Origin of the sequence: Pseudomonas sp. 13159349, assembly GCF_013305685.1 — a bacterium.
Taxonomy (GTDB): domain Bacteria; phylum Pseudomonadota; class Gammaproteobacteria; order Pseudomonadales; family Pseudomonadaceae; genus Aquipseudomonas; species Aquipseudomonas asiatica.
In genome coordinates, this window is the sequence record NZ_CP045553.1 from 5,015,538 (window position 1) to 5,038,297 (window position 22,760).

General features: G+C 63.4%; 23 protein-coding genes. 12 read left to right on the forward strand and 11 right to left on the reverse strand.

The window, feature by feature from the left end; all coding sequences use genetic code 11:
• The first annotated feature begins 7 nt into the window (after positions 1-7).
• Positions 8-889, forward strand: coding sequence for a LysR family transcriptional regulator (locus GEV38_RS23125; RefSeq protein WP_015271779.1), 882 nt, complete (start codon positions 8-10; stop codon positions 887-889).
• A gap of 147 nt (positions 890-1,036) precedes the next feature.
• Here GEV38_RS23125 and GEV38_RS23130 read toward each other — a convergent pair whose 3' ends face one another.
• Positions 1,037-1,492 carry a flavodoxin gene (locus GEV38_RS23130; RefSeq protein ID WP_015271780.1) on the reverse strand — a complete coding sequence of 152 codons (456 nt, stop codon included), beginning with the start codon at positions 1,490-1,492 and terminating at the stop codon, positions 1,037-1,039.
• A 128-nt stretch (positions 1,493-1,620) separates the two neighbouring features.
• Between GEV38_RS23130 and GEV38_RS23135 the strand changes: the two genes are divergently transcribed.
• Positions 1,621-2,049 (forward strand): PAS domain S-box protein, encoded by a 429-nt coding sequence (locus tag GEV38_RS23135; RefSeq protein ID WP_054572763.1) that lies wholly within the window; start codon positions 1,621-1,623, stop codon positions 2,047-2,049.
• 56 nt (positions 2,050-2,105) lie between these two features.
• Positions 2,106-2,723: a hypothetical protein gene (locus GEV38_RS23140; RefSeq protein WP_015271782.1), complete on the forward strand. Its 618-nt coding sequence runs from the start codon at positions 2,106-2,108 to the stop codon at positions 2,721-2,723.
• Here the strand turns inward: GEV38_RS23140 and GEV38_RS23145 are convergent.
• A complete protein-coding gene (locus GEV38_RS23145) occupies positions 2,708-3,640 on the reverse strand; it encodes a MerR family transcriptional regulator (protein ID WP_015271783.1) in 933 nt (310 codons plus the stop codon). The two genes, GEV38_RS23140 and GEV38_RS23145, sit on opposite strands and share 16 nt — an antisense overlap.
• A 219-nt stretch (positions 3,641-3,859) precedes the next feature.
• Here GEV38_RS23145 and GEV38_RS23150 point away from each other — a divergent pair, with 219 nt between their 5' ends.
• Genes GEV38_RS23150 through GEV38_RS23165 form a run of 4 tightly spaced genes read left to right on the forward strand, consistent with a single transcriptional unit; the run spans position 3,860 to position 5,831 of the window.
• Positions 3,860-4,420, forward strand: coding sequence for a hypothetical protein (locus GEV38_RS23150; protein WP_054572762.1), 561 nt, complete (start codon positions 3,860-3,862; stop codon positions 4,418-4,420).
• A 33-nt stretch (positions 4,421-4,453) separates the two neighbouring features.
• Positions 4,454-5,191: a dihydromonapterin reductase gene (folM, locus tag GEV38_RS23155; RefSeq protein WP_054572761.1), complete on the forward strand. Its 738-nt coding sequence runs from the start codon at positions 4,454-4,456 to the stop codon at positions 5,189-5,191.
• A 9-nt stretch (positions 5,192-5,200) separates the two neighbouring features.
• Positions 5,201-5,497, forward strand: coding sequence for a DUF1244 domain-containing protein (locus tag GEV38_RS23160; RefSeq protein WP_003260708.1), 297 nt, complete (start codon positions 5,201-5,203; stop codon positions 5,495-5,497).
• A complete protein-coding gene (locus GEV38_RS23165; protein WP_003260709.1) occupies positions 5,490-5,831 on the forward strand; it encodes a HopJ type III effector protein in 342 nt (113 codons plus the stop codon). Before GEV38_RS23160 ends, GEV38_RS23165 begins: the two co-directional genes overlap by 8 nt.
• A gap of 128 nt (positions 5,832-5,959) precedes the next feature.
• Here GEV38_RS23165 and GEV38_RS23170 read toward each other — a convergent pair whose 3' ends face one another.
• The 4 genes from GEV38_RS23170 to GEV38_RS23185 form a co-directional block, all read right to left on the reverse strand.
• Complete coding sequence (locus tag GEV38_RS23170; RefSeq protein WP_015271786.1) at positions 5,960-6,868, reverse strand: alpha/beta fold hydrolase; 909 nt, start codon at positions 6,866-6,868, stop codon at positions 5,960-5,962.
• Between the two features lie 167 nt (positions 6,869-7,035).
• A complete protein-coding gene (gene fabV / locus GEV38_RS23175; protein WP_015271787.1) occupies positions 7,036-8,247 on the reverse strand; it encodes an enoyl-ACP reductase FabV in 1,212 nt (403 codons plus the stop codon).
• A gap of 243 nt (positions 8,248-8,490) precedes the next feature.
• On the reverse strand, positions 8,491-9,024 hold the full coding sequence (locus GEV38_RS23180) for a cytochrome b/b6 domain-containing protein (protein ID WP_015271788.1): 534 nt from the start codon (positions 9,022-9,024) through the stop codon (positions 8,491-8,493).
• Positions 9,021-9,287 (reverse strand): PepSY domain-containing protein, encoded by a 267-nt coding sequence (locus GEV38_RS23185; protein WP_003260712.1) that lies wholly within the window; start codon positions 9,285-9,287, stop codon positions 9,021-9,023. The genes GEV38_RS23180 and GEV38_RS23185 overlap by 4 nt, the downstream gene beginning before the upstream one ends.
• A 176-nt stretch (positions 9,288-9,463) precedes the next feature.
• Between GEV38_RS23185 and GEV38_RS23190 the strand changes: the two genes are divergently transcribed.
• Positions 9,464-10,642: an acetyl-CoA C-acetyltransferase gene (locus tag GEV38_RS23190; RefSeq protein ID WP_054572760.1), complete on the forward strand. Its 1,179-nt coding sequence runs from the start codon at positions 9,464-9,466 to the stop codon at positions 10,640-10,642.
• A 136-nt stretch (positions 10,643-10,778) separates the two neighbouring features.
• On the opposite strand, the gene metE is transcribed toward GEV38_RS23190, so the two are convergent.
• Positions 10,779-13,070 (reverse strand): 5-methyltetrahydropteroyltriglutamate--homocysteine S-methyltransferase, encoded by a 2,292-nt coding sequence (gene metE, locus GEV38_RS23195; protein ID WP_015271791.1) that lies wholly within the window; start codon positions 13,068-13,070, stop codon positions 10,779-10,781.
• Between the two features lie 315 nt (positions 13,071-13,385).
• Here metE and GEV38_RS23200 point away from each other — a divergent pair, with 315 nt between their 5' ends.
• Positions 13,386-14,873, forward strand: a complete 1,488-nt coding sequence (locus GEV38_RS23200) for a methylenetetrahydrofolate reductase C-terminal domain-containing protein (RefSeq protein WP_054572759.1) — start codon at positions 13,386-13,388, stop codon at positions 14,871-14,873.
• On the opposite strand, the gene yjiA is transcribed toward GEV38_RS23200, so the two are convergent.
• From yjiA to GEV38_RS23215, 3 genes are all read right to left on the reverse strand, one after another.
• Positions 14,833-15,810, reverse strand: coding sequence for a GTPase (gene yjiA, locus GEV38_RS23205; protein WP_054572765.1), 978 nt, complete (start codon positions 15,808-15,810; stop codon positions 14,833-14,835). The two genes, GEV38_RS23200 and yjiA, sit on opposite strands and share 41 nt — an antisense overlap.
• A gap of 185 nt (positions 15,811-15,995) precedes the next feature.
• Complete coding sequence (locus GEV38_RS23210; RefSeq protein ID WP_013974210.1) at positions 15,996-16,193, reverse strand: YbdD/YjiX family protein; 198 nt, start codon at positions 16,191-16,193, stop codon at positions 15,996-15,998.
• 13 nt (positions 16,194-16,206) lie between these two features.
• Positions 16,207-18,273 (reverse strand): carbon starvation CstA family protein, encoded by a 2,067-nt coding sequence (locus GEV38_RS23215; RefSeq protein WP_015271794.1) that lies wholly within the window; start codon positions 18,271-18,273, stop codon positions 16,207-16,209.
• 178 nt (positions 18,274-18,451) lie between these two features.
• Here GEV38_RS23215 and GEV38_RS23220 point away from each other — a divergent pair, with 178 nt between their 5' ends.
• Positions 18,452-18,814 (forward strand): PilZ domain-containing protein, encoded by a 363-nt coding sequence (locus tag GEV38_RS23220; RefSeq protein ID WP_013974212.1) that lies wholly within the window; start codon positions 18,452-18,454, stop codon positions 18,812-18,814.
• A gap of 263 nt (positions 18,815-19,077) precedes the next feature.
• Positions 19,078-20,595, forward strand: a complete 1,518-nt coding sequence (locus GEV38_RS23225; protein ID WP_013974213.1) for a nucleobase:cation symporter-2 family protein — start codon at positions 19,078-19,080, stop codon at positions 20,593-20,595.
• Positions 20,596-20,771: 176 nt separating this feature from the next.
• Here the strand turns inward: GEV38_RS23225 and radA are convergent, their stop codons facing one another.
• Positions 20,772-22,142, reverse strand: coding sequence for a DNA repair protein RadA (gene radA, locus GEV38_RS23230; RefSeq protein WP_015271795.1), 1,371 nt, complete (start codon positions 22,140-22,142; stop codon positions 20,772-20,774).
• A gap of 177 nt (positions 22,143-22,319) precedes the next feature.
• Here radA and mscL point away from each other — a divergent pair, with 177 nt between their 5' ends.
• Positions 22,320-22,739 carry a large-conductance mechanosensitive channel protein MscL gene (gene mscL / locus GEV38_RS23235; RefSeq protein ID WP_015271796.1) on the forward strand — a complete coding sequence of 140 codons (420 nt, stop codon included), beginning with the start codon at positions 22,320-22,322 and terminating at the stop codon, positions 22,737-22,739.
• Positions 22,740-22,760: the final 21 nt, after the last annotated feature.

Sequence of the window (22,760 nt, forward strand, 5' to 3'; positions counted from 1 at the left end):
TGTGATCATGGAATTCAAACAGCTGCGCAGCTTTATCGAAGTGGTCCACCGCGGCGGTTTTACCCAGGCCGCGCAGACCCTGCACATCAGCCAGTCGGCGGTGAGCAAGCAGGTGGCTCAGTTGGAGCAAGATGTGGGCCAGCCGCTGCTGGAGCGCCAGGCCTCGCAGTTGCACCTGACCGCTGCCGGGCGCATCGTCCTGGAGCGCGGCGAAGCCTTGCTGCGTCAACGTCAGGCATTGCTCGGCGAACTGGACGACCTCAGCCAGATGAGCCGCGGCGAACTGCGGCTGGGCCTGCCGATGCTGGGCAGCGACGCGCTGTTCGCCGGGTTGTTCGCCGAATATCGGCGGCGTCACCCGAACATTGCAATCCACTTGCTAGAAGGTGGCAGTCGCAGCATCGAACAGGCGGTCAGAAGTGGCGAACTGGAACTGGGAGGCAGCCTGACGCCCAGTGACGAGGCGTTCGACTACCAGCCGTTCTGCAACGAGCCAATGGATGCACTGTTGCCTGCCGGGCACGAGCTGGCAGGCCAGGAAGCGGTAGATCTGTGGCAGCTGGCCGATACCCCGTTCCTGCTTTACCAACGCAGCTTCGTGCTCAATGACCGGCTGCTGAAGGCGTGCCAGCAGCAGGGTTTTACCCCCAAGGAAGGCGGTCGCAGTGGCCAGGCGGATTTCCTCACGGCGCTGGCAGCGGCGGGCCAGGGTGTGGTGTTGCTGCCCCGTGTGGTGGCGAAAGCGCTGGGGCGCCCCGGTGTGGTGCGCCTGCCCCTTCGCTCACCGGCGGATTTGCGTTGGGATATCGCGTTCATCTGGCGGCGCGGGGCGTATCTGTCACGGGCGGCGCAGGCGTGGTTGTCTTTACTACGCAAACATCACGGCTGACGCGATCCCTGTAGGAGCGGCCTTGTGTCGCGAAAGGGCTGCAAAGCAGCCCCAGCAATATCTGCTGCGCTGCCGAATCCAGGGGCTGCTTTGCAGCCCTTTCGCGACACAAGGCCGCTCCTACAAGGGCTCGCGTGAAGCCTCGAGTCAGGCCTTCAGTGCTTGAACAAGCTCAGCCAACCAAGGCTCTGCATCCGCCTCCGGAGTCACCGTCTCGCTGGCATCCAGGCGCAACATCGGTTGCACTTCGCGCACGCCCAGTTCGGCAAAAAGTTCGCGCATCTGCTCGCCACCACCGCAATAGGTATCGCCATAACTGCTGTCGCCCAAGGCAATCACCGCACCCGGCAGACCACGCCAGGCCGCAGGCAGGGTATCGCGAATGCTGCAATACAACGGCATGAGGTTGTCCGGCAGTTCGCCCATGCCAGTGGTCGAGGTCACGGCCAGCAAGGCGTCGGGGGCGAAACCTTCAAGGTCCTGCAAGGTGGCGCGCGCCGCATGCCAGGCCTCCAGGCCCGCAGCCTTGAGCAGCGATTCAGCGTGACGGGCGACTTCTTCGGCGGTGCCGTAGACCGATCCGGAAATAATGGCGACTTTCATCGGGTAGTGGATTCCGAAACTGAGTGAAAACGTAGGATACTAGCATCCGGCGCTGGCAAAAGGCCGCCTCTACCAAAGTCACCATCCTAAGCCCTGCTTCGCACCCTTGTTTATTCAATGGCCCGAACATGATCAACGCGCAACTACTGCAATCCATGGTCGATGCGTCCAATGACGGCATCGTGGTCGCCGAACAGGAAGGCGACGACACCATCCTCATCTACGTGAACGCGGCCTTCGAACGCCTGACCGGCTACAGCCGTGACGAAATCCTCTACCAGGATTGCCGCTTCCTGCAGGCCGACGACCGCGACCAGCTTGGCCGCGCCCGCATCCGCAAGGCCCTGGCCGAAGGCCGACCGTGCCGCGAAGTGCTGCGCAACTACCGCAAGGATGGCAGCGCTTTCTGGAACGAACTGTCGATCACCCCGGTAAGGCACGACGCCGAACAGCGCACCTACTTCATCGGTATCCAGAAAGACGTCACTCGCCAGGTCGAACTGGAGCGGGAACTGGCGCAACTGCGCGTTCGTCCGAAACCCGACGAACGCACCTGAACCAAGTACGCCACGCACGGTCAATCCCGTTGAAGAAATCGCCATCGAGTTCGATCATGCAAGCAGAAGCGCTCCTGACCCAGGACGAGCTGGATTTCATACAGAACATGCAGCATTCGCCGCAGTTGAACCTGGCCGACCCCATGTCGAGCCTGCTGGTCAATGGCGACCGCCGCATCCAGAGCTTGCTCACCCGCTTGGTGGCCAACGAGCAGGTAACCCTGCAGGCCCAGTTCAACAACCAGCAAATCAGCTTCCCGCTGCAACTGGTGGAAGACGAGTTCCACGCCCTGCACCTGCAACTGGGCTCACCGGAAATCTACGAGGACGGCCCCATGCTGCGCCCCTGGCGCCTGTCGATGGAGAAGCCGAGCGCACTGCTCGATGCCCATGGGCAGGAAACTGGCCTGTGGGTTCGCGAGATCTCGTTCAAGGGTACATTGCTGGAAGTCCGTGGCCTGCCAGCGGCACCAGCCCACTTCGAATTGCGCTTCGCCCCTGATGGCATCCCCCCCATCGAACTGCATGGCGTGCTGGGCCGGCGCATCGGCCCGGACCTGGCAGCCTACGACCTCAGCCAAAGCCCGGCCGAAGAGATCGAACGCCTGCGCGACTACATCCTCCAGGCCCATCGCCGGGCCCACCCCGAGCTACACACTCAGGTATCGAACTGACCGGCCAGAAACTGCCGCAAACGCTGGCGCATCACGCTACCCTGCGCACCCAGGCAAGCGATCGGGCTGCCAGCCAGGCTGTCCTGTGCCAGTTCCGCCGCTTCACCCGCCAGTAACAACGGGCACTCCAGCCCAGCCACCAGGCGCGTCAGCCGCCGTGTGAGCTCCGTCGTGGGCGGCTGATGGGAAAACAGCACCAGGGCATCCGGTTTCAGGCGTTCGCAGACCAGTGCCAGTTCTGCCAGCGGCTGCGCGCTCGCCAGTGGCGTCACGCCAACTTCATCGCAGCCCAAGGTCAGGCTGGTCACCAGCAAATCCAACTCGTGGCACTGCCCCGGCAATGGCGCCAGCAGCACCATGCGGCTGCGCGGCGCGCGGGCGAGTTGCAAGCGGGTATACACCCGGCCACGCAGGAACTGATCGAGGAACAGCCACTCGCTGGCCTGCCCGTAGCCGCCCTGACCGGCCGCCAGGTCATGCCACACAGGCATGAACACTTCACTGAATACCTGGTCCAGGGTGCAGGCGGCAAATACCTCGTCGAACAGGCGGTCCAGGCCGACAAGGTCAAAACGTTGTAACGCCTGGCGAATTTGCTGCTGCCAGCGCCCCCATGCGCCAGTCGCGACACCTGCCTGCCCGGCACGGGCATGGTCGCGCGCGAGGATGCTGGCAACCTTGCTTACCGCAACGCCGCGCTCCAGCCAGCCAAGGATGCGGCGGATGTCATCGATGTCGGCCTGGGAATACAGGCGGTGGCCGCTGTCGGTGCGGGTAGGCTGGATCAGACCGTGGCGGCGCTCCCAGGCGCGCAAGGTCACGGCATTGACGCCAGTCAGGCGGGAAACCTCACGGATCGGAAACAGGTCCTGCGCGAGGCCCGCATCGATTACCGGATTCAGTCCCTGTTCGTTCATCTGCACGGGGTTCCCTGTGTGTCCAAGTTGAACACCTAGTCTACTACGGCAATACCAGGCGCTGGGGCGCAACCGTTTGCCGGCTTACAGTTGCCGAAGATCGCAGATGGGCGATAATCCGCGCCCGATTCTTGCATGCATGCCTGTGTCGCCCACCACCCCGGGCCACTCAGCCAAAGGGGCCGGCTACCCGCCAGCCCCGTTGCCAGGAGATACACGATGTCTACCCCACCCGTCACCTTGATGGTGTCGCGCCGCGCCGCCCATGGCCGCTACCAGGACCTGCTGGCCTGGCTGCATGAAGGCGAGCAGCTGGCCACCGACTTCCCCGGCTACCTTGGCTCGGGCATCCTCGCGCCACCCCGCGACAGCGACGAATTCCAGATCATCTTCCGTTTCAGCGACGAGCCGACTCTGCATGCCTGGGAACATTCCGCCTCGCGTCGGGCCTGGTTGCAACGCGGCAACGGCCTTTTCGAACGCCCCAAGGAAGCGCGCGTGAGCGGCATCGACGACTGGTTTGGCACCAACATGGTGCAACAACCACCACGCTGGAAGCAGGCTGTGGCCATCTGGCTGGCCTTCTTCCCGGTCTCGCTGGTGTTCAACCTGGTGTTCGGCCACTGGCTCGCTGCGCTGGACCTGGTACCACGGGTATTGCTCAGCACCCTGGGCCTGACGCCGGTGATGGTCTACCTGTTCATCCCCCTGTCCACCCGTCTGCTGGCCGGCTGGCTGCATGCGTCCCCCGCCCCTGCCGGCGCCCTGCGCAGCCGCTGAGGCCAGGCCGTACACGCGGTAGACAGTTCGGGTATGCTGGGCGGCAACCAAAGGACAGACAAGTTGACCGCCCCGAACATGAACAGCCCCATTCTCGTTACCGGAGCCAGCCAGCGCGTCGGGCTGGCCCTGGCCCTTGAACTGGCGCAGGCCGGCCATACGGTGGTCAGTGCCAGCCGCAGCGTCCAGCCACAAGCGGCTCACCCGAACATCGTGCAGTTCCAGGCTGACCTGTGCCAGCTGGCCGATCGACAGGCCCTGATCGACTACTTGCACAACCATTACGACGGCCTGCGCGCGATCATCCACAACGCCTCGTTGTGGCTCGACGATGGCCTCGACAACCTCGAGACCATGTTCCGCCTTCACGTCGAAGCGCCCTACCACCTCAACCTGGCCTTGGGCGACCTGCTGGCCAAGGTGGAAAAGGCCGACATCATCCACATTTGCGACGAAACCTCTTCGCGCGGCAGCAAAAGCCACATCGGCTACGCCGCGACCAAGGCCGCGTTGCAGAACATGGTGCTGTCTTTCGCCGAAAAATATGCGCCCAAGGTGCGTGTGAACGGTATCCTGCCCGGGCTGCTGATCCTCAAGGAAGGGGGTGACGAAACCTACCGCCAGCAGACCCTGAAAAAGGCCCTGCTGGAGTTCGAACCCGGCGCCGGCCCGCTGATCGAGACGGTCAGGTACCTGCTCGCCAGCCAGTACAGCACCGGCAGCCAGGTGGTCATCAACGGTGGCCGCCACCTGAAGAACCGCATGACCTGAGAGAAGCCCATGACCCCACAGCAACAGCTCGAACTCGAGGCCGCCGCGTTCCGGCGCCTGGTCGAACACCTGCAGAAGCGCACCGACGTGCAGAACATCGACCTGATGAACCTGTCCGGCTTCTGCCGCAACTGCCTGTCCAAGTGGTACAAGGCCGCGGCTGACGAGCGCCAGCTCGACCTGAGCCTGGATGACGCCCGCGAAGCGGTGTACGGCATGCCTTACGCCGAGTGGAAAGCCCAATACCAGAAAGAAGCCAGCGCCGACCAACAAGCGGCGTTCGAAAAAGGAAAACCTCGTGACTGACCTGAACACCCTGCGCGCCAGCCTGGCCAGCGGCCAACACGTGTTTGCCGACACCCTGGCGTTCATTGCCGACAACTACAGCTACCAGCCACAGGCCTTCGACAATGGCGGCGTGGCGAATGCAGCCGGGCAGAACGAAGGTTCGTGCAAGACCCTGGGCCTGGCGCTGCTGGAAGGACTGAGCGACCAGGAAGCGCTGCTGGCCTTTGGCGAGCACTACCGTGACGTGGTGGCCACGCCCGAGGGCAGCGACCATGGCAATATCCGTGCGCTGATCAAGCATGGGCTGGCGGGCGTCAAGTTCGCCGAGCTGCCGCTTGCGCGCAAGGCTTGAGATAGCCGGGGCTGCTTTGCAGCCCATCGCGACACAAGGCCGCTCCTACAGAAGACCGCGTTCCCTTGTAGGAGCGGCCTTGTGTCGCGATAGGGCCGCAGAGCGGCCCCAAAATCTCGAAACCAACCTCAGCTGATGATGGTTCCCGGCACCCCTCCCGCCAAGCCACCCTGCTGCAACCACTGCAAGGCCACCGGCCACAAACTTTCGCGAAAGCGGTCATGGAAGAACGCGAAATGGCCAATTTCATCGACCGAGATATCCACAGGCGCAATACGCAGGTGCTGGCGCTCGGCGCCCTGCAGATAACCCAGCAAACGCTCGGTCGCCGCCACGGTACCAAAGGGATCATCGGTCAGGCTGATGGCCAGCGTCGCCGCCCGCACCTGGGCGAACGGTAGTGCCTCCAGTGCACGCCCGCTGGGTCGGTGCTCATAGCGCGGGGTACGGGTGGTCCAATCGTGCACCACGCCGGATGGCGTATCCTCCAGCCAACCCAGACGCTTGCCGGGAAAATAACCGAACACACGGGTGAGCAGCGGCATTACCACATGCCACTTGCAGAACAGCTGCCAACGCTGGTCAGCCGCATAATCGCGCCAGTAGGCGAATTGCGCGCCAACCATCACCACCCGGCGTACCTTGTGCGCCGACGGTGCCAGCCCCACTGCGCAGCCGCCAAAACTGTGCCCCACCACATCCACCGGCTGGCCGGGGAAATGTTCTGCGGCATTCACCAGCATGGCTTCGAAATCCAGCCGGCCCCAGTCGCTCCAGGATGCCTGGAAGCCACGCAGCGAGGCCGGGCGGGATTCGCCAATGCCACGGTAGTCGTATGTCAGCACATCGCAACCTTGGGCGAACAGGTAGTCGGCGAAACGCGAGTAGTAGTGGCAGCGTACCGAAGTGGCAGCGTTGATGATCACCAGCGGGCGCTGGGGGTCAGGTCGGGCGTGGCGCCAGCGGAAACCGCCGAGGCTGTAGCCGTCGGCTGCGGTGTGGCGAAAGGCAGTGGCGGGTTGGGTGAGGCTGCTCATGGCACATTCCCTGTTGTTGTGCGCCAAAGCTAGCAAAGATTTTATAGCCTGTACCGGCCTCTTCGCGGGTAAACCCGCTCCTACAGGTACTCCATCTCCCTCAAGTTAAAAGGGATCCCTGTGGGAGCGGGTTTACCCGCGAAAGGGCCGATACAGGCCGGCAGCGATTACAGCTCGATGCAGTCGAACTTCACATCGGTAGCCACGTCTTCGTCGTAGTTGACGTCAGCGCGCTCGAAGCCGAACAGGTTGAGGAACTGCTTCTTGTAACCGGCATAGTCGGTCAGCTCGAACAGGTTCTCGGTGGTCACCTGTGGCCACAGCGCCTTGCAAGCGTCCTGCACGTCATCACGCAGTTCCCAGTCGTCCAGGCGCAGGCGGCCCTTCTCGTCGACTTCGGCCGGCGCGCCGTCGGCACGGTACATGCGGTCGCGGTACATGCGGTCCAGCTGGTCCTGGGTGCCTTCGTGAACACCCTTCTCCTGCATGATCTTGAACACCATCGACAGGTACAGCGGCATCACCGGGATGGCCGAGCTGGCCTGGGTAACCACCGACTTCAGCACCGCCACGTTGGCGCCGCCCTTGACTTCACCGGCCAGCTTCTTGTCCAGGCGCAGGGCGGTTTCGTCCAGGTCCTGCTTGGCCTGGCCCAGCGCACCGTGCCAGTAGATCGGCCAGGTGATGTCGCTGCCGATGTAGCTGAAGGCCACGGTGCGGGCGCCTTCGGCCAGCACGTTGGCGCCAGCCAGGGCGTCGATCCACAACTGCCAGTCCTGGCCACCCATGACGGTGACGGTGTCGGCGATTTCCTGCTCGGTAGCCGGCTCGATGCTGGCCTCGATGATGGTGTCCTTGTTGGTGTCGATGGCGGTCGACTTGTACGGCTGGCCGATCGGCTTCAGGGCCGAACGCACCAGTTCACCGGTCTGCGGCAGCTTGCGCACTGGCGAGGCCAGAGAGTAGATGACCAGGTCGACCTTGCCGCCCATTTCGTTCTTGATCAGCTCGATGACCTTGGCACGGGCTTCGTCGGAGAAGGCGTCACCATTGATCGACTTGCTGTACAGGCCCTCGGCCTTGGCGAACTTGTCGAAGGCTGCAGCGTTGTACCAGCCAGCGGTGCCGGCCTTGGTCTCGGTGCCTGGTTTTTCGAAGAACACGCCCAAGGTGTCGGCCTTGAAGCCGAACGCCGCGGTGATGCGAGCTGCCAGGCCGTAGCCGCTGGAAGCACCGATGACCAGAACCTTCTTCGGGCCATCCTCGCGCACGCCCAGCTTGCGGGTGGCTTCGATCTGGTCACGGACGTTGAGCTCGCAGCCCTTCGGGTGAGTCGTGGTGCAGATGAAACCGCGGACCTTAGGATGAATGATGGCCAATGTCTGTACCTCGTCAGGTTTATGCCGGGGGAAGCGCCGCCATGGGCGATTCCGGTTGATCAGAGGGTGAGACTACCCCCGCAGGTTATCCGACACATATTACGGGGTGATCAAAGGGATTCAAAACCAAGGTTTGCCTGTGCCGGCCTCCTCGCGGGTAAACCTGCCCACAGAGACCGCGCAGATCTTGAGGGCTGCGCAGTAGCTGTGGGAGCAGGTTCAGCCGGGAAGTGGCTGCCAACGTCAATCGCGGTGCCGACGGCGCCCCGTGATCATCGACCACGGCAGGTTTTCCCGCATGCGCACGCTCTCGTAGATTGCCGCCAGCACATGCACGCAAACCAGCACCAGCAGCGCGTTGGCCAGCCAGCTGTGCAGGTCCATCGGCCAGTCGACACCAAACAGTGCGTCCACCTCCTGCGACGCCCACCCGGTAAGGCCCAGGCCGGCGATACAAGTCAGCATCAGCACCATCACCAGGGCGCCAATCGGCGAATGCCCCATATGATGGTCAAGCCCCCCATGCAGCAGCGCACGGGCATGTCCGACCAGGCTTGCCGGGGATGGCCAGAAATCGGCCCAGCGCGCGCTGCGTGGCCCGACAAAGCCCCAGACCACACGCACCACCACAACGGCTAGTGCGTAGTAGCCCAGCCACTGGTGCCAGCCTTCACCCTCTTCGTTGAAGAAGTAGTTGGCGAAGAACACCACGGCGATCGACCAGTGGCACAGCCGCAGCAGGGGGTCCCACAGCTGTACCGTGCCGTCGCTGTTCAATCGTGGTACTCGGTCTTGACTGCCTTGCCCGTCACTGGGTCATGGTAGATCTCGACCTTCTTGCCATCCTTGTCGAAACCGTAGATCTCGTAGCAGTTACCCTTGGTGACCTTGAACTTGTTGATCTTGTAGCCCTGCTCCTTGAGCTGCGCCTGGAATTTTTCCTGATCCTGCCAGGTGCTTTTGTCAGCGGTGGTGCATTCGGTGGCGGCGAATGCAGCGCTGCTGCCGATCAGGAGGGTCATGGCGATCAATGTACGCATGGGCATGTGCTCCCATCCAGATGAGTGTAATAGCGCATCCCTGAGCATAGTTCCGCAGGTCGCTTCGCGCTCATTCATTTGCTTTACACATCAATCGCAAAGAAAAACAAACTTAACAAATGAGCCAAAGCCACCGATGCTTGAGGCATTACGCCCATCGCACGGAGAACAACAACATGAACGACGTGGTCATCGTCGCCGCAACCCGTACCGCCATCGGCAGCTTCCAGGGCGCCTTGGCCACTGTGCCTGCAGTAGACCTCGGTGCCGCCGTGATCAAGCGCCTGCTGGAACAGACCGGGTTGGCCCCGGCGCAGGTCGATGAAGTCATCCTCGGCCAGGTGCTTACCGCCGGCGCCGGGCAGAACCCGGCACGCCAGGCCGCGATCAAGGCCGGCCTGCCCTTCAGCGTGCCGGCAATGACCCTGAACAAGGTCTGCGGCTCGGGCCTGAAGGCACTGCACCTGGCCGCTCAGGCCATTCGCTGCGGTGATGCCGAGGTGGTAATCGCCGGTGGCCAGGAGAACATGAGCCTTGCCCCTTATGTGATGCCGGCGGCCCGCACCGGCCAGCGCATGGGCCATGGCCAGCTGATCGACAGCATGATCAGCGACGGCCTGTGGGATGCCTTCAACGACTACCACATGGGTATCACCGCCGAAAACCTGGTGGACCAGTACGGCCTCAGCCGTGAGCAGCAGGATGCCTTCGCCGCCGAGTCGCAGCGCAAGGCGGTGGCGGCGATGGAAGCCGGCCGCTTCGATGATGAAATCACCCCGATCGTGCTGCCGCAGAAGAAGGGAGAACCCAAGGTGTTCGCGCGGGACGAACAGCCACGCCCGGATACCACCGCTGAATCCCTGGGCAAACTTCGCCCGGCGTTCAAGAAGGACGGCAGCGTCACCGCTGGCAACGCCTCGAGCCTGAATGACGGTGCCGCCGCCGTACTGCTGATGAGCGCCGCCAAGGCAAAGGCCCTGGGCCTGCCGGTGCTGGCCAGGATCGCGGCTTACGCCAGTGCCGGTGTAGATCCGGCGATCATGGGCATCGGCCCGGTGTCGGCCACCCAGCGCTGCCTGGACAAGGCCGGCTGGCAACTGGCCGAGCTGGACCTGATCGAAGCCAATGAAGCCTTTGCCGCGCAGGCGCTGGCCGTGGGCAAGGCGCTGGAATGGGATGCCACGCGGGTCAACGTGAATGGCGGAGCGATTGCCCTTGGCCACCCGATTGGTGCGTCCGGGTGCCGGGTGCTGGTGACCCTGCTGCACGAGATGATCAAGCGGGACGCCAGGAAAGGCCTGGCAACCCTGTGCATTGGTGGCGGGCAAGGCGTGGCCTTGGCAATCGAGCGGTGATCTCGGACTGACTCAAGCAGGCTCGGCCTCTTCGCGGGCTTGCCCGCTCCCACAGGGACCCCACTGAGCTGAATCCAGTGATATCCCTGTTGGAGCGGGCAAGCCCGCGAAGAGGCCGGTACAGGCAACAAGAAAATCAGGCAGTGGCACGCAGCTCGCGGGCAGCTGCGACCATGTTCACCAGCGCTGCCTCGGTCTCCGGCCAGCCGCGGGTCTTCAGCCCGCAATCCGGGTTGACCCACAGGCGCTCGGCCGGGATACGCTGGGCAGCCTTGTGCAGCAGCTTGACCATTTCCTCACGGGTCGGCACCCGTGGCGAGTGAATGTCATACACACCCGGGCCGATCTCGTTGGGGTAGGCGAACCGTTCGAAAGCCGCCAGCAGTTCCATGTCGGACCGCGAGGTCTCGATGGTGATGACGTCGGCATCCATCGCCGCGATCGACTCAATCACGTCGTTGAACTCGCTGTAGCACATGTGGGTGTGAATCTGGGTTTCGTCACGCACCCCCGAAGCACACAGGCGGAAGGCCTCGGTGGCCCACTCCAGATAATGGGCCCAGGCGCCGTGGCGTAGCGGCAAGCCTTCACGGAACGCCGCTTCGTCGATCTGCACGATCCTGATACCCGCCGCTTCCAGGTCGACCACTTCGTCGCGGATCGCCAGCGCCAGCTGGCGCGCCTGCACTTCGCGGCTCACGTCCTCACGCGGGAACGACCACATCAGCATGGTCACCGGGCCGGTCAGCATGCCCTTCATCACCTTGCTGGTCAGGCCCTGGGCATAAGTGATCCACTCCACGGTCATGGCCTTCGGCCGGCTCAGGTCGCCAACGATCACCGCAGGCTTCACACATCGCGAACCATAGCTCTGCACCCAACCAAAGCGGGTGAATACATAGCCATCGATCTGCTCGGCGAAGTACTCGACCATGTCGTTGCGCTCGGCCTCGCCGTGCACCAGCACATCCAGGCCCAGGTCCTCCTGGATTTTCACCGCATGGCGGATCTCGCTGTGCATGGCCTCGACGTAATCGGCCTCGGTCAGCTTGCCCTGCCTGTAGGCCTGGCGTGCCAGACGAATCGCCGAGGTCTGCGGGAACGAACCGATGGTGGTGGTCGGGAACGCCGGCAGGTCGAGCCCCGCACGTTGCTTGACGATACGTTGGGCAAAGGCTGATTTTCGCTGGCTGTCAGCGGGCTTGATGGCTGCCAGGCGGGCCTGCACGCCAGGCTTGTGAATACGCGGCGAAGCGGCGCGGCTGGCCTGCACGGCCTGGCTCTGGGCCAATGCGGCGGCCACGTCGGCGGCGTGCGGGGCATTGATGGCCTTGGCCAGCAGCGCCACTTCCTGGCACTTCTGCACGGCGAAGGCCAGCCAGCTGTGCAGTTCGGCATCGAGCTGGTCTTCACGGTCCAGGTCCACCGGGCTGTGCAGCAGCGAGCAGGACGGCGCCACCCACAGCCGCTCACCCAGGCGCTCATGGGCATGGCGCAGTACCTCCAGCGCCTTTTCCAGGTCGCAGCGCCAGACGTTGCGGCCGTTGACCAGGCCCAGCGACAGCACCTTGTAGGCCGGCAGGCGGTCGAGGATGGTCGGGTACTGCTCGGGCGCCCGCACCAGGTCGATGTGCAGGCCATCGACTGGAAGGTTGGCGGCCAGGCCCAGGTTGTCTTCCAGGCCGCCGAAGTAGGTGGCGATCAGCTTCTTCAGTGGCGCCCGCTGAAGGATGTTGTAGACGCGCTCGTAGGCATTCTTCCAGTCCTGAGGCAGGTCCAGGGCCAGGATCGGCTCATCGATCTGCACCCACTCCACGCCCTGGGCAGCCAGGCGGTTGAGGATCTGGTCATACAGCGGCAGCAGGCGGTCGAGCAGCTCCAGCTTGTCGAAATTGCCACCTTTGGCCTTGCCCAGCCACAGGTAGGTCAGCGGGCCGATTACCACCGGTTTGACCGCATGGCCCAGGGCCTGGGCTTCAGCCACTTCTTCGAACAGTTGCTCCCAGCTCAGGGCAAACTGTTGGTCGGCAGTGAATTCGGGGACCAGGTAGTGGTAGTTGGTGTCGAACCACTTGGTCATTTCCTGGGCGTGCGCGCCGCCGCAGCAATTGTCACCCACGGCGCCACGGGCCATGGCGAACAGGGTCTGGAGAGTGGGCCTGGCAGCGTCGTGGCTGCGGAAGCGCTGCGGGATCACGCCGAAGGTCAGCGAGTGGGTGAGCACCTGGTCGTACCAGGCGAAGTCGCCAACCGGCAGCAGTTCGATGCCGGCGTCTTTCTGCACCTGCCAGTGGCGGGCACGCAGCTCGCGGCCGACGGCGCGCAGGCCGGCTTCGTCGAGTTCGCCCTTCCAGAAGGCTTCCTGGGCCTTTTTCAGCTCGCGGTCGCGGCCGATACGTGGAAAGCCCAGGTTGTGTGCCAGTGCCATGTCTTGTCCCTCAGCATGCATAAATGAATGAGGGGATTTTCCGGGCACTTTCATCTTGAGACAAACTCATTAAATTTGAGATGAACTCAAGACTTATTCATGTTCTTGAATTTGTACTGCCTGTACTGGCCCTTTCGCGGCTAAAGCCGCTCCTACAGGTACCGCGCCACCCTGCGGGAGCGGCTTTAGCCGCGAAAGGGCCGGCACAGGCAAACCCGGATGTCTCATTCAGAGCACCACCCTGCGCATCCGGACATGACCGCACCCGCCTTCTGCCGCACAATGCCAGCCTGACCAAACCAGGTACCCGGCCCCATGAGCCTGCTGAAAACCGCGCTGCGCGAAAACACCTTCGTCTGCGTCATGGAGTTCGTCCCCAAGCCCTCCACAGAACGCTTTGCCGCCATGGACGCGATCCTGGCCCGTGCGCACCTGTGCGGCTGGCCGATGACCGTGGCAATCGGCGACCGCGTCGGCAGCCCGCTGGACATGTCGCCACTGGACGCCCTCGCCTCGTTCAGCAACCCGGTACCCGCCCTGCCGCACTTCTCCGGCAAGGACCGCGAACGCCACCACCTGCTCGCCCAACTGCAACGCATGGATGCCGCCGGCCTCGACCAACTGTTGCTGCTTACCGGCGACCGCCTGCCCGGCCACCAGCCTGGCCAACGCCCGGTGCGCTACCTGGAATCGGTCGCAGCCCTGCAGATCGCCCGCCAGGCCTGCCCACACTGGCTGCTTGGCGCGGCGCTCAACCCGTTCAAGTACTGCGAGGAAGAAGGCGGCGCCCAATACTTCAAGGCCGAGAAAAAACTGGCGGCGGGCGCCGACTTCTTCACCCTGCAACTGGGCTTCGATGCCGGCAAACACCAGGAAGCCATGCACTGGATGAGCCGCCAGGCCATGCCCAGGCCGATGCTGGCCTGCCTGATGAGCCTCACCCACGGGCGTGCGACGATGCTCGAGCACGTGGCTGGCGTGACCGTCACGCCGTCCATGCGCGACATGCTGGAAGCGGAAGCGGCGCAGTCCAAGGCCTTTGCCCAGGCGCGCAGCGTCGACCGCCTGGCCTTGCAGATCATCGGCGTGAAGCTGATGGGCTACGCCGGCGTGCATCTGTCGGGGGTTCACGAACTCAAGCAACTGCTGGCCCTGGAGGCACGCATCGAACACTGGCAGGCGCAAATCCACACACTGGAACAATGGGCGCCGGCCTGGCAGGCCAGCTGGCAGATGCCCGGCCTGCCGGCAGTCAGCTTCCATCCGCCGCAGGCAAGCTGGCGCCAGGGCGAGTCACGGGTCGATGCCTCGTTCAAGGAGAAAGCGCGCTATCACCTGATGCACGGCATGCATTCGCTGCTGTTCAGCCGCCGCAATAGCCTGAGCAAGGCATTTGGCTGGGCCGTACGCCAACCGATGTGGGCTACCCGCCTTGGCGCACAGGTACTGCACAAGGTGGAACACGCGGTGAAGCACCCGCTGGTAGGCTGCGACACCTGTGGCCGCTGCCGCCTGGAGGACACCCTGTACATCTGCCCGGAAACCTGCCCCAAGGGCCTGGCCAACGGCCCCTGCGGCGGCACCGCGCTGAACCGCTGCGAGTTCGGCGACCGCGAATGCATCCACAGCGTCAAGTACCGCACCGCCAAGGCGGTGCGGCAGACGGCGCTGCTGACCGAGCGCCTGATCCCGTGCATCGAGCTCGAGACACGCCACCGCAGCTCATGGCCGCAGTGGTTCCAGGCCCAGACGCCGCGTCAGCTCAGCCCGCAGCCAGCGCCTCGAACCCAGCCCGAATCGTAGCCTCGGGCAATTCGTCAGCGATGAACACCATCACGCTCTCGCGAGTTTCACCCTCGGCCCACTCGGCGTCCCAGTCGAAGCCATAGAGCTTGAGCACACCCTGGAACACCAGCTTGCGTGCTTCACCGGCAATGTTCAGCACGCCCTTGTAGCGCAGCAGCTGCTTGCCGTGGGTTTCCAGCAGTTCGTTCATGAAGTCGCTGAGGCGGTCGATGTTCAGCGCGCTTTCCGTGCGCAGCACCAAGGTGGAGATCCGGTCCGGGGTAGCGGGCTTGAGCAGCGGGCGTAGCGCTGGCTTCAGGTTCGCGCCCAGATCGGGGTTGAGGTTGAAACCACGCACATCCAGCAGCTCGGCCAGGTCGATGCGACCATGCTCGACCACGCGGATCGCCGCCCGGCCATTGATGCGGGCCAGGCGCTCGCGCAGGGCCTCCACCGCAGCGGGCTCGACCAGGTCGGTCTTGCTCAGCAGCAGGCGATCGGCAAAGCCGACCTGGGCCTGGGCGATGGTCTGGGTCAGGTGCAGCTCGGCGTGGGCGGCATCGACCAGGGTGATGATGCCATCGAGGATGTAGCGCTCACGCAGTTCCTCGTCGATGAAGAAGGTTTGGGCCACCGGCGCCGGGTCGGCCAGGCCGGTGCATTCGATTACCAGGCGGTCGAAGGCGATCTCGCCGGCATCCAGGCGTTCGAGCAGCAGGTACAAGGCGCGGGTCAGGTCGCCGTGGATGCTGCAGCACACGCAGCCATTGGCCAGGGTCATCACCTGCACCGGCTCGTCGCCCAGCAGCTGGCTGTCGATGCCGGCCTCGCTGAATTCGTTTTCGATCACGGCGATCTTCAGGCCGTGCTCGGCCTTGAGCATGTGCTTGAGCAAGGTGGTCTTGCCGGCACCGAGGAAGCCAGTGAGTACGGTTACGGGGATAGGCGTCTGCACGCAGAACATCTCCTGTGCAGTGAAATGGACGGGGAGAGCGCGATCCATGTAGGAGCGGCCTTGTGTCGCGATCGGGCCGCAACGCGGCCCCGGATTTTCAGCTTCGCAGCCAAAATTGCCGGGGCCGCGTTGCGGCCCGATCGCGACACAAGGCCGCTCCTACATAGCACCGCGCTAGCCTGGACTTAGCAGCACTTGGGCCCGGACTTGCCGCCGTAACGCGCTTCCTGGCGTTCGCGGAAGAACTCCTCGTACGTCATGACCGGCTTGTCCGGGTGCTTGGTCTGCATGTGCTCGACGTAGTTGTCGTAGTCGGGCATGCCGACCATCAGGCGGGCTGCCTGCCCCAGGTATTTACCCAGTCGACCCAGGTCGTTGAACATCGCAGCAGTCCTCTCAAGCGTCAGGCAGGGCCTGGAACGGGGTTTCCTTGTCGGTGCGCTCTTTGCGGCCGAGGGCGGCGAAGCCGACCTTTACAGCGAAGAACAGCACGCTGAACACCACCACCAGGAACAGCACGGTCAGGCCGGCATTGGTGTAGGCGTTGAAGATCACGTGCTGCATCTGCCCGATGTCCTTGGCCGGGGCCAGTACCTGGCCGGCGTCCAGCGCGGCGCTGTACTTCTTGGCCAGGGCCAGGAAGCCCACTGCCGGGTTCGGATCGAACAGCTTGATCAGGCCGGCAGTGGTGGTGCAGATCAGCAGCCACACGGCCGGCAGCAGGGTGACCCAGACGTAGCGCTGACGCTTCATCTTGATCAGCACCACGGTGCCGAGCATCAGGGCGATACCCGCCAGCATCTGGTTGGAAATGCCGAACAGCGGCCACAGGGTATTGATGCCACCCAGCGGGTCGATCACGCCCTGGTACAGCAGGTAGCCCCACAGGGCCACGCAGCCGGCAGTACCGATCAGGTTGGCAGTCCACGATTCGGTGCGCTTGAGCGCCGGCACGAAGCTGCCCAGCAGGTCCTGCAGCATGAAGCGCCCGGCACGGGTGCCGGCGTCCACTGCGGTGAGGATGAACAGCGCCTCGAACAGGATCGCGAAGTGGTACCAGAAGGCCATGGTGTTTTCACCCGGCAGCACCTGGTGCAGGATCTGCGCGATACCCACAGCCAGGGTCGGCGCACCACCGGCACGAGCCAGCACGGTGTGCTCGCCAATGTCGCGGGCAGTGGCCTCGAGTTGCTCAGGGGTGATCAGGAAGCCCCAGCTGCTGACCGTCTGCGCCACCGACGCCACATCGGCACCGACCACCGCGGCCGGGCTGTTCATGGCGAAGTACACGCCTGGTTCGATCACCGAGGCGGCGACCATGGCCATGATGGCAACGAACGATTCCATCAGCATGCCGCCGTAGCCGATGTAGCGAGCGTTGGTTTCGTTGTCCAGCAGCTTCGGCGTGGTCCCCGAGGAGATCAGCGCGTGGAAGCCGGACACCGCACCACAGGCGATGGTGATGAACAGGAACGGGAACAGGGTGCCCTTCCACACCGGGCCAGTGCCGTCGGTGAACTGGGTCAGCGCCGGCATCTTCAGCTCGGGCGCGATGATCAGGATACCGATGGCCAGGCCGACGATGGTGCCGATCTTGAGGAAGGTCGAAAGGTAGTCACGTGGCGCAAGTACCAGCCATACAGGCAGTACCGCGGCGACGAAACCGTAGCCCACCAGCATCCAGGTGATCTGCACACCGGTAAAGGTAAACGCCGGGCCCCAGGTCGGGTCTGCGGCAATCTGGCCCCCCAGCCAGATCGAAGCCAGCAGCAGCACCACGCCGATGACCGATATCTCACCGATATGGCCCGGACGGATGTAGCGCATGTAGATGCCCATGAACATCGCGATCGGGATGGTCGCCATCACCGTGAACATGCCCCAAGGGCTTTCGGCCAGGGCCTTGACCACGATCAATGCCAGCACCGCAAGGATGATGATCATGATCAGGAAGCAACCGAACAGCGCGATGGTGCCTGGAATGCGGCCCATCTCCTCGCGCACCATGTCGCCCAGCGAGCGGCCGTTGCGGCGGGTGGACAGGAACAGGACCATGAAGTCCTGCACCGCACCAGCCAGCACCACGCCGGCGATCAGCCACAGCGTACCGGGCAGGTAGCCCATCTGCGCGGCGAGTACCGGGCCGACCAAGGGGCCTGCGCCAGCGATGGCGGCGAAATGGTGACCGAAGAGGATGTGTTTGTTGGTCGGAACGTAGTCCAGGCCGTCGTTGTTGAGCACCGCCGGGGTGGCACGGCGAGGGTCGAGCTGCATCACCTTGGTGGCGATGAACAGGCTGTAGTAACGATAGGCGACCAGGTAGATGGCCACTGCCGCGACCACGATCCACAAGGCATTGATCGCCTCGCCGCGACGCAGGGCAACCACACCCAGCGCACAGGCTCCTATGACTGCCAGCGCCAGCCACGGAATGTGGCGTAGCAGGCTATTATTGTTGTTCATGGTTTGCTTCCAGCTGGTGGATTGGAAAAGACCGCCCATCGAGTCTAGGGCGAGTCATCGCGCATTGCCACACTTGCTTTGGTCTAGAGCCTCTGCGGCCAGATTGCGGTACCTGATGTACATACCACTCTAACTATAGTCAGGATGTCACCTGAAGACCTATGCGAGGATCTAACCCATGAGCGACCACGACGAACGCCGCCGTTTCCAGCGCATCGATTTCGACGCCCCCACCGAGCTGCGCCAGGGCCTGCGACGCTGGCCTGCGAAGCTGCTGGACCTTTCCCTCAAGGGTTTGCTGATCGAACGACCGGCCAATTGGGATGTCGACCTGACCCAGGACTTCGATGCCATCATTCACCTGGGCCCCGATGCACGCGTGCAGATGCAGGTTGAACTGCGCCATGAGGAACCAGACCGCCTGGGTTTCATCTGCTTGTACATCGACCTCGATTCGATGAGCCATCTGCACCGTCTTGTGGAATTGAACGTGGCCGACAGCACCGAAATGATGCGTGAGCTGCGCGAACTGATCGAATAATGAAATCTCTTAGCTAGCTAATCGCTTCCCCACCTTTTGTTTCCTGTCTACCCAGACAGCTTTAAGCCTGGGTAGCAGCGCTTTGTACACACCCCTCTAGTACAGCCTCTGACAAGTTGGTACGCCTTCTGCATTGAGCTCTCGCACACCTTGCGGGCGCTCTTGTGCGCGCTCCGATCAAAATATTGTATACAATTCTTGTGGCAATCATTTGTAGGAAGTGTCTACAGTAGCACCACAACAATAAACAGAGAGCCTGCTCCATGACTACGTCCCCTAGCACGTCTCCCGCCAAGCGCCCCGAGGATGAAAACCTCGGCCTTGGTGCCAACCTGGCCTATGGTCTGCAGCATGTGCTGACCATGTACGGGGGGATCGTCGCGGTACCCCTGATCCTGGGGCAGGCCGCGGGCCTGAACGGTGCCGAAATCGGCATGCTGATCGCCGCTTCGCTGTTTGCCGGTGGCCTGGCCACCCTGCTGCAAACCCTCGGTCTGCCGTTCTTCGGCTGCCAGTTGCCGCTGGTGCAGGGCGTTTCGTTCGCCGGTGTGGCAACCATGGGTGCAATCCTCAGCAGCGAGGGCGGCGGTGGCCTGCCGGGCGTGCTCGGTGCGGTCATGGCAGCATCGCTGATCGGCTTTCTGATCACCCCGGTGTTCTCGCGCATCACCAAGTTCTTCCCGCCGCTGGTGACCGGCATCGTCATCACCACCATCGGCCTGACCCTGATGCCCGTGGCCGCTCGCTGGGTGATGGGTGGCAACAGCGCCTCGCCGGAATTCGGCAGCGTGGCCAACATCGGCCTGGCGGCCCTGACCTTCGCCATCGTGCTGCTGCTGAGCAAGCTGGGCAGCGCGGCGATTTCACGCCTGTCGATCCTGCTGGCCATGGTGGTCGGCACCCTGATCGCCTGGGCGCTGGGCATGGCCGACTTCAGCAAGGTCACAGAGGGCCCGATGTTCGCCTTCCCCACGCCGTTCCATTTCGGCATGCCGGAATTCCACATCGCCGCGATCCTGTCGATGTGCATCGTGATCATGGTGACCTTGGTGGAAACCTCGGCCGACATCCTCGCCGTGGGTGAGATCATCGACACCAAGGTCGACTCCAAACGCCTGGGCAATGGCCTGCGCGCCGACATGGCATCGAGCATCCTGGCGCCAATCTTCGGCTCGTTCACCCAGAGCGCGTTCGCCCAGAACGTCGGCCTGGTAGCCGTGACCGGGGTCAAGAGCCGCTACGTGGTGGCCACCGGTGGCTTGATCCTGGTGGTGCTCGGCCTGCTGCCGATCATGGGCCGGGTGATTGCCGCAGTCCCTACTCCGGTACTGGGTGGCGCGGGCATCGTGCTGTTCGGCACCGTGGCAGCCAGCGGTATCCGCACCTTGTCCAAGGTCAGCTACAAGAACAACGTCAACCTGATCATCGTCGCTGCCTCGCTGGGCTTCGGCATGATCCCGATTGCCGCACCGACCTTCTACCACCACTTCCCGAACTGGTTCGAGACCATCTTCCACTCGGGCATCAGCTCGGCGGCGATCATGGCCATCCTGCTGAACCTGATCTTCAACCACTTCACCGCCGGCAACTCGGACCAGCAGTCGGTGTTTGCCGCCGCGTACGAGCGCACCATCCAGTACTCGGACATTTCAGCGCTGCGTGATGGCGACTACTTCAAGGATGGCAAGCTGTTCGATGCCGAGGGTAATGAGGTGCCGATGCTGGAACTGGACGAGCATGGCAATGAAACGGTCAGGCGCAGTGCGGTTGCCGAGCATTGACCGCTGACTGAGCGGTGAGGTGGGGGGCCGATGCGCATCGTCGGCCCCTTTTTCATTTACCTGTACCGGCCTCTTCGCGGGCGCGCCCGCTCCCACAGGGACTGCACAAGTTTCGGAGACTGAGGTGATCCTGTGGGAGCGGGCGTGCCCGCGAAGAGGCCGGTACAGGCGACAAACTATTCGAACAACGCATCCAGAGCCTGCTCCAGCCGGGTAACGGCAATCACCTGCAACCCGGCCGGAGCCTCTTTCGGGGCATTGCCCTTGGGCACGATGGCCCGCTTGAAACCATGCTTGGCGGCCTCCTTCAAACGCTCCTGACCACTGGGCACCGGCCGTACCTCGCCAGACAGGCCGATCTCGCCAAACACCAGCAGGCCATGGGCCAGGGGCCGGTTGCGCAGGCTGGACATCACCGCCGCCAGCAACGCCAGGTCAGAAGCGGTTTCCAGCACCTTCACCCCACCCACCACGTTGAGGAACACGTCCTGGTCATGGGTGGGAATACCGCCGTGGCGGTGCAGCACCGCCAGCAACATTGCCAGGCGATTCTGGTCAAGGCCCAAGGTCACCCGGCGCGGGTTGGCCAGGTGGCTGTCGTCGACCAGCGCCTGCACCTCCACCAGCATCGGCCGGGTGCCTTCCCAGGTGGCCATCACCACGCTGCCCGGTACTTCCTCCTGGGTGCGGTTGAGGAAGATCGCCGAGGGGTTGGACACCTCCTTCAGGCCCCGGTCGGTCATGCCGAACACACCCAGCTCGTTGACTGCGCCAAAGCGGTTCTTGACTGCCCGCAGCAGGCGCAGGCGGCCATCGGACTCGCCCTCGAAATACAGCACGGTGTCGACCATGTGCTCGAGTACCCGCGGGCCGGCCAGCGAGCCTTCCTTGGTCACATGGCCGACCAGGAAGATCGCCGTACCGCTCTGCTTTGCGTAGCGCACCAGCAACGCCGTGCTTTCGCGCACCTGGGCCACGCCGCCGGGTGCCGATTGCAGCTGCTCGGTGAAAATGGTCTGGATCGAGTCGATCACCATGACCCGCGGTTTTTCGACGCGAGCCGTGGCGATGATGGTCTCGATGCAGGTTTCGGTCATCACCTTGAGCTGGTCCTGGGGCAGGCCCAGGCGCCGGGAGCGCATGGCCACCTGCTGCTGCGACTCCTCGCCGGTGACATACAGCGCCGGCATGCCCACGGCAATGTTGCACAAGGTCTGCAGCAGGATGGTCGATTTGCCGATGCCGGGGTCACCACCGATCAACACCACCGAGCCATCCACCAGGCCACCGCCCAGCACGCGGTCCAGTTCGGTGCTGCTGGTGGTGAAGCGCGGGATCTCCTCGACGCTGACTTCGGCCAGGGTCTTGATCTGCGCCTGCTGCCCGGTCCAGCCGGCACGGCCGGTACTGGGCGCAGCGGCACCGCCGCTTTCGATCATGGTCTCGACCAGGGTGTTCCAGGCCCCGCATTCGCCACACTGGCCGGCCCATTTGGGGAAGGTCGCACCGCACTCGGTGCAGCCATACAAGCGCTTGGCCTTGGCCATGGCTGGGGTCTCCTGGAAAAAAACCGCCATGATAGCCGAGCTGGACGTGCCTCGAACGCCTCGGGATGCGACAAAACTATTCGTTCTAACAGCAGTCTGTGGCCCTGAGCACAACGCATGAAGCGTTTGAGTGGCTTACACTGCGTAAACCTTACCTTTTGTTACAAGGAACCAAACATGGGCATGATCAGTGAATTCAAGGCCTTCGCGGTCAAAGGCAATGTCGTCGACATGGCGGTTGGTATCATCATCGGCGCGGCCTTCGGCAAGATCGTCTCGTCTTTCGTCGGTGACGTGGTCATGCCGCCATTGGGCCTGTTGATCGGTGGCGTGGACTTCAGCGACCTGGCAATTACCCTGAAGGCTGCCGAAGGTGACGTTCCGGCGGTGATGCTGGCGTATGGCAAGTTCATCCAGACCGTGATCGACTTCCTGATCGTGGCCTTTGCCATCTTCATGGGGGTGAAGGCGATCAACCAGCTCAAGCGTGAAGAGGCCGTGGCGCCGACTGCACCGCCTGTGCCGACTGCAGAAGAGACCTTGCTGACCGAGATTCGCGACCTTCTCAAGGCGCAGAACCAGAACCGCTTGCCTTGAGATTGCCGGGGGCTGCCTTGC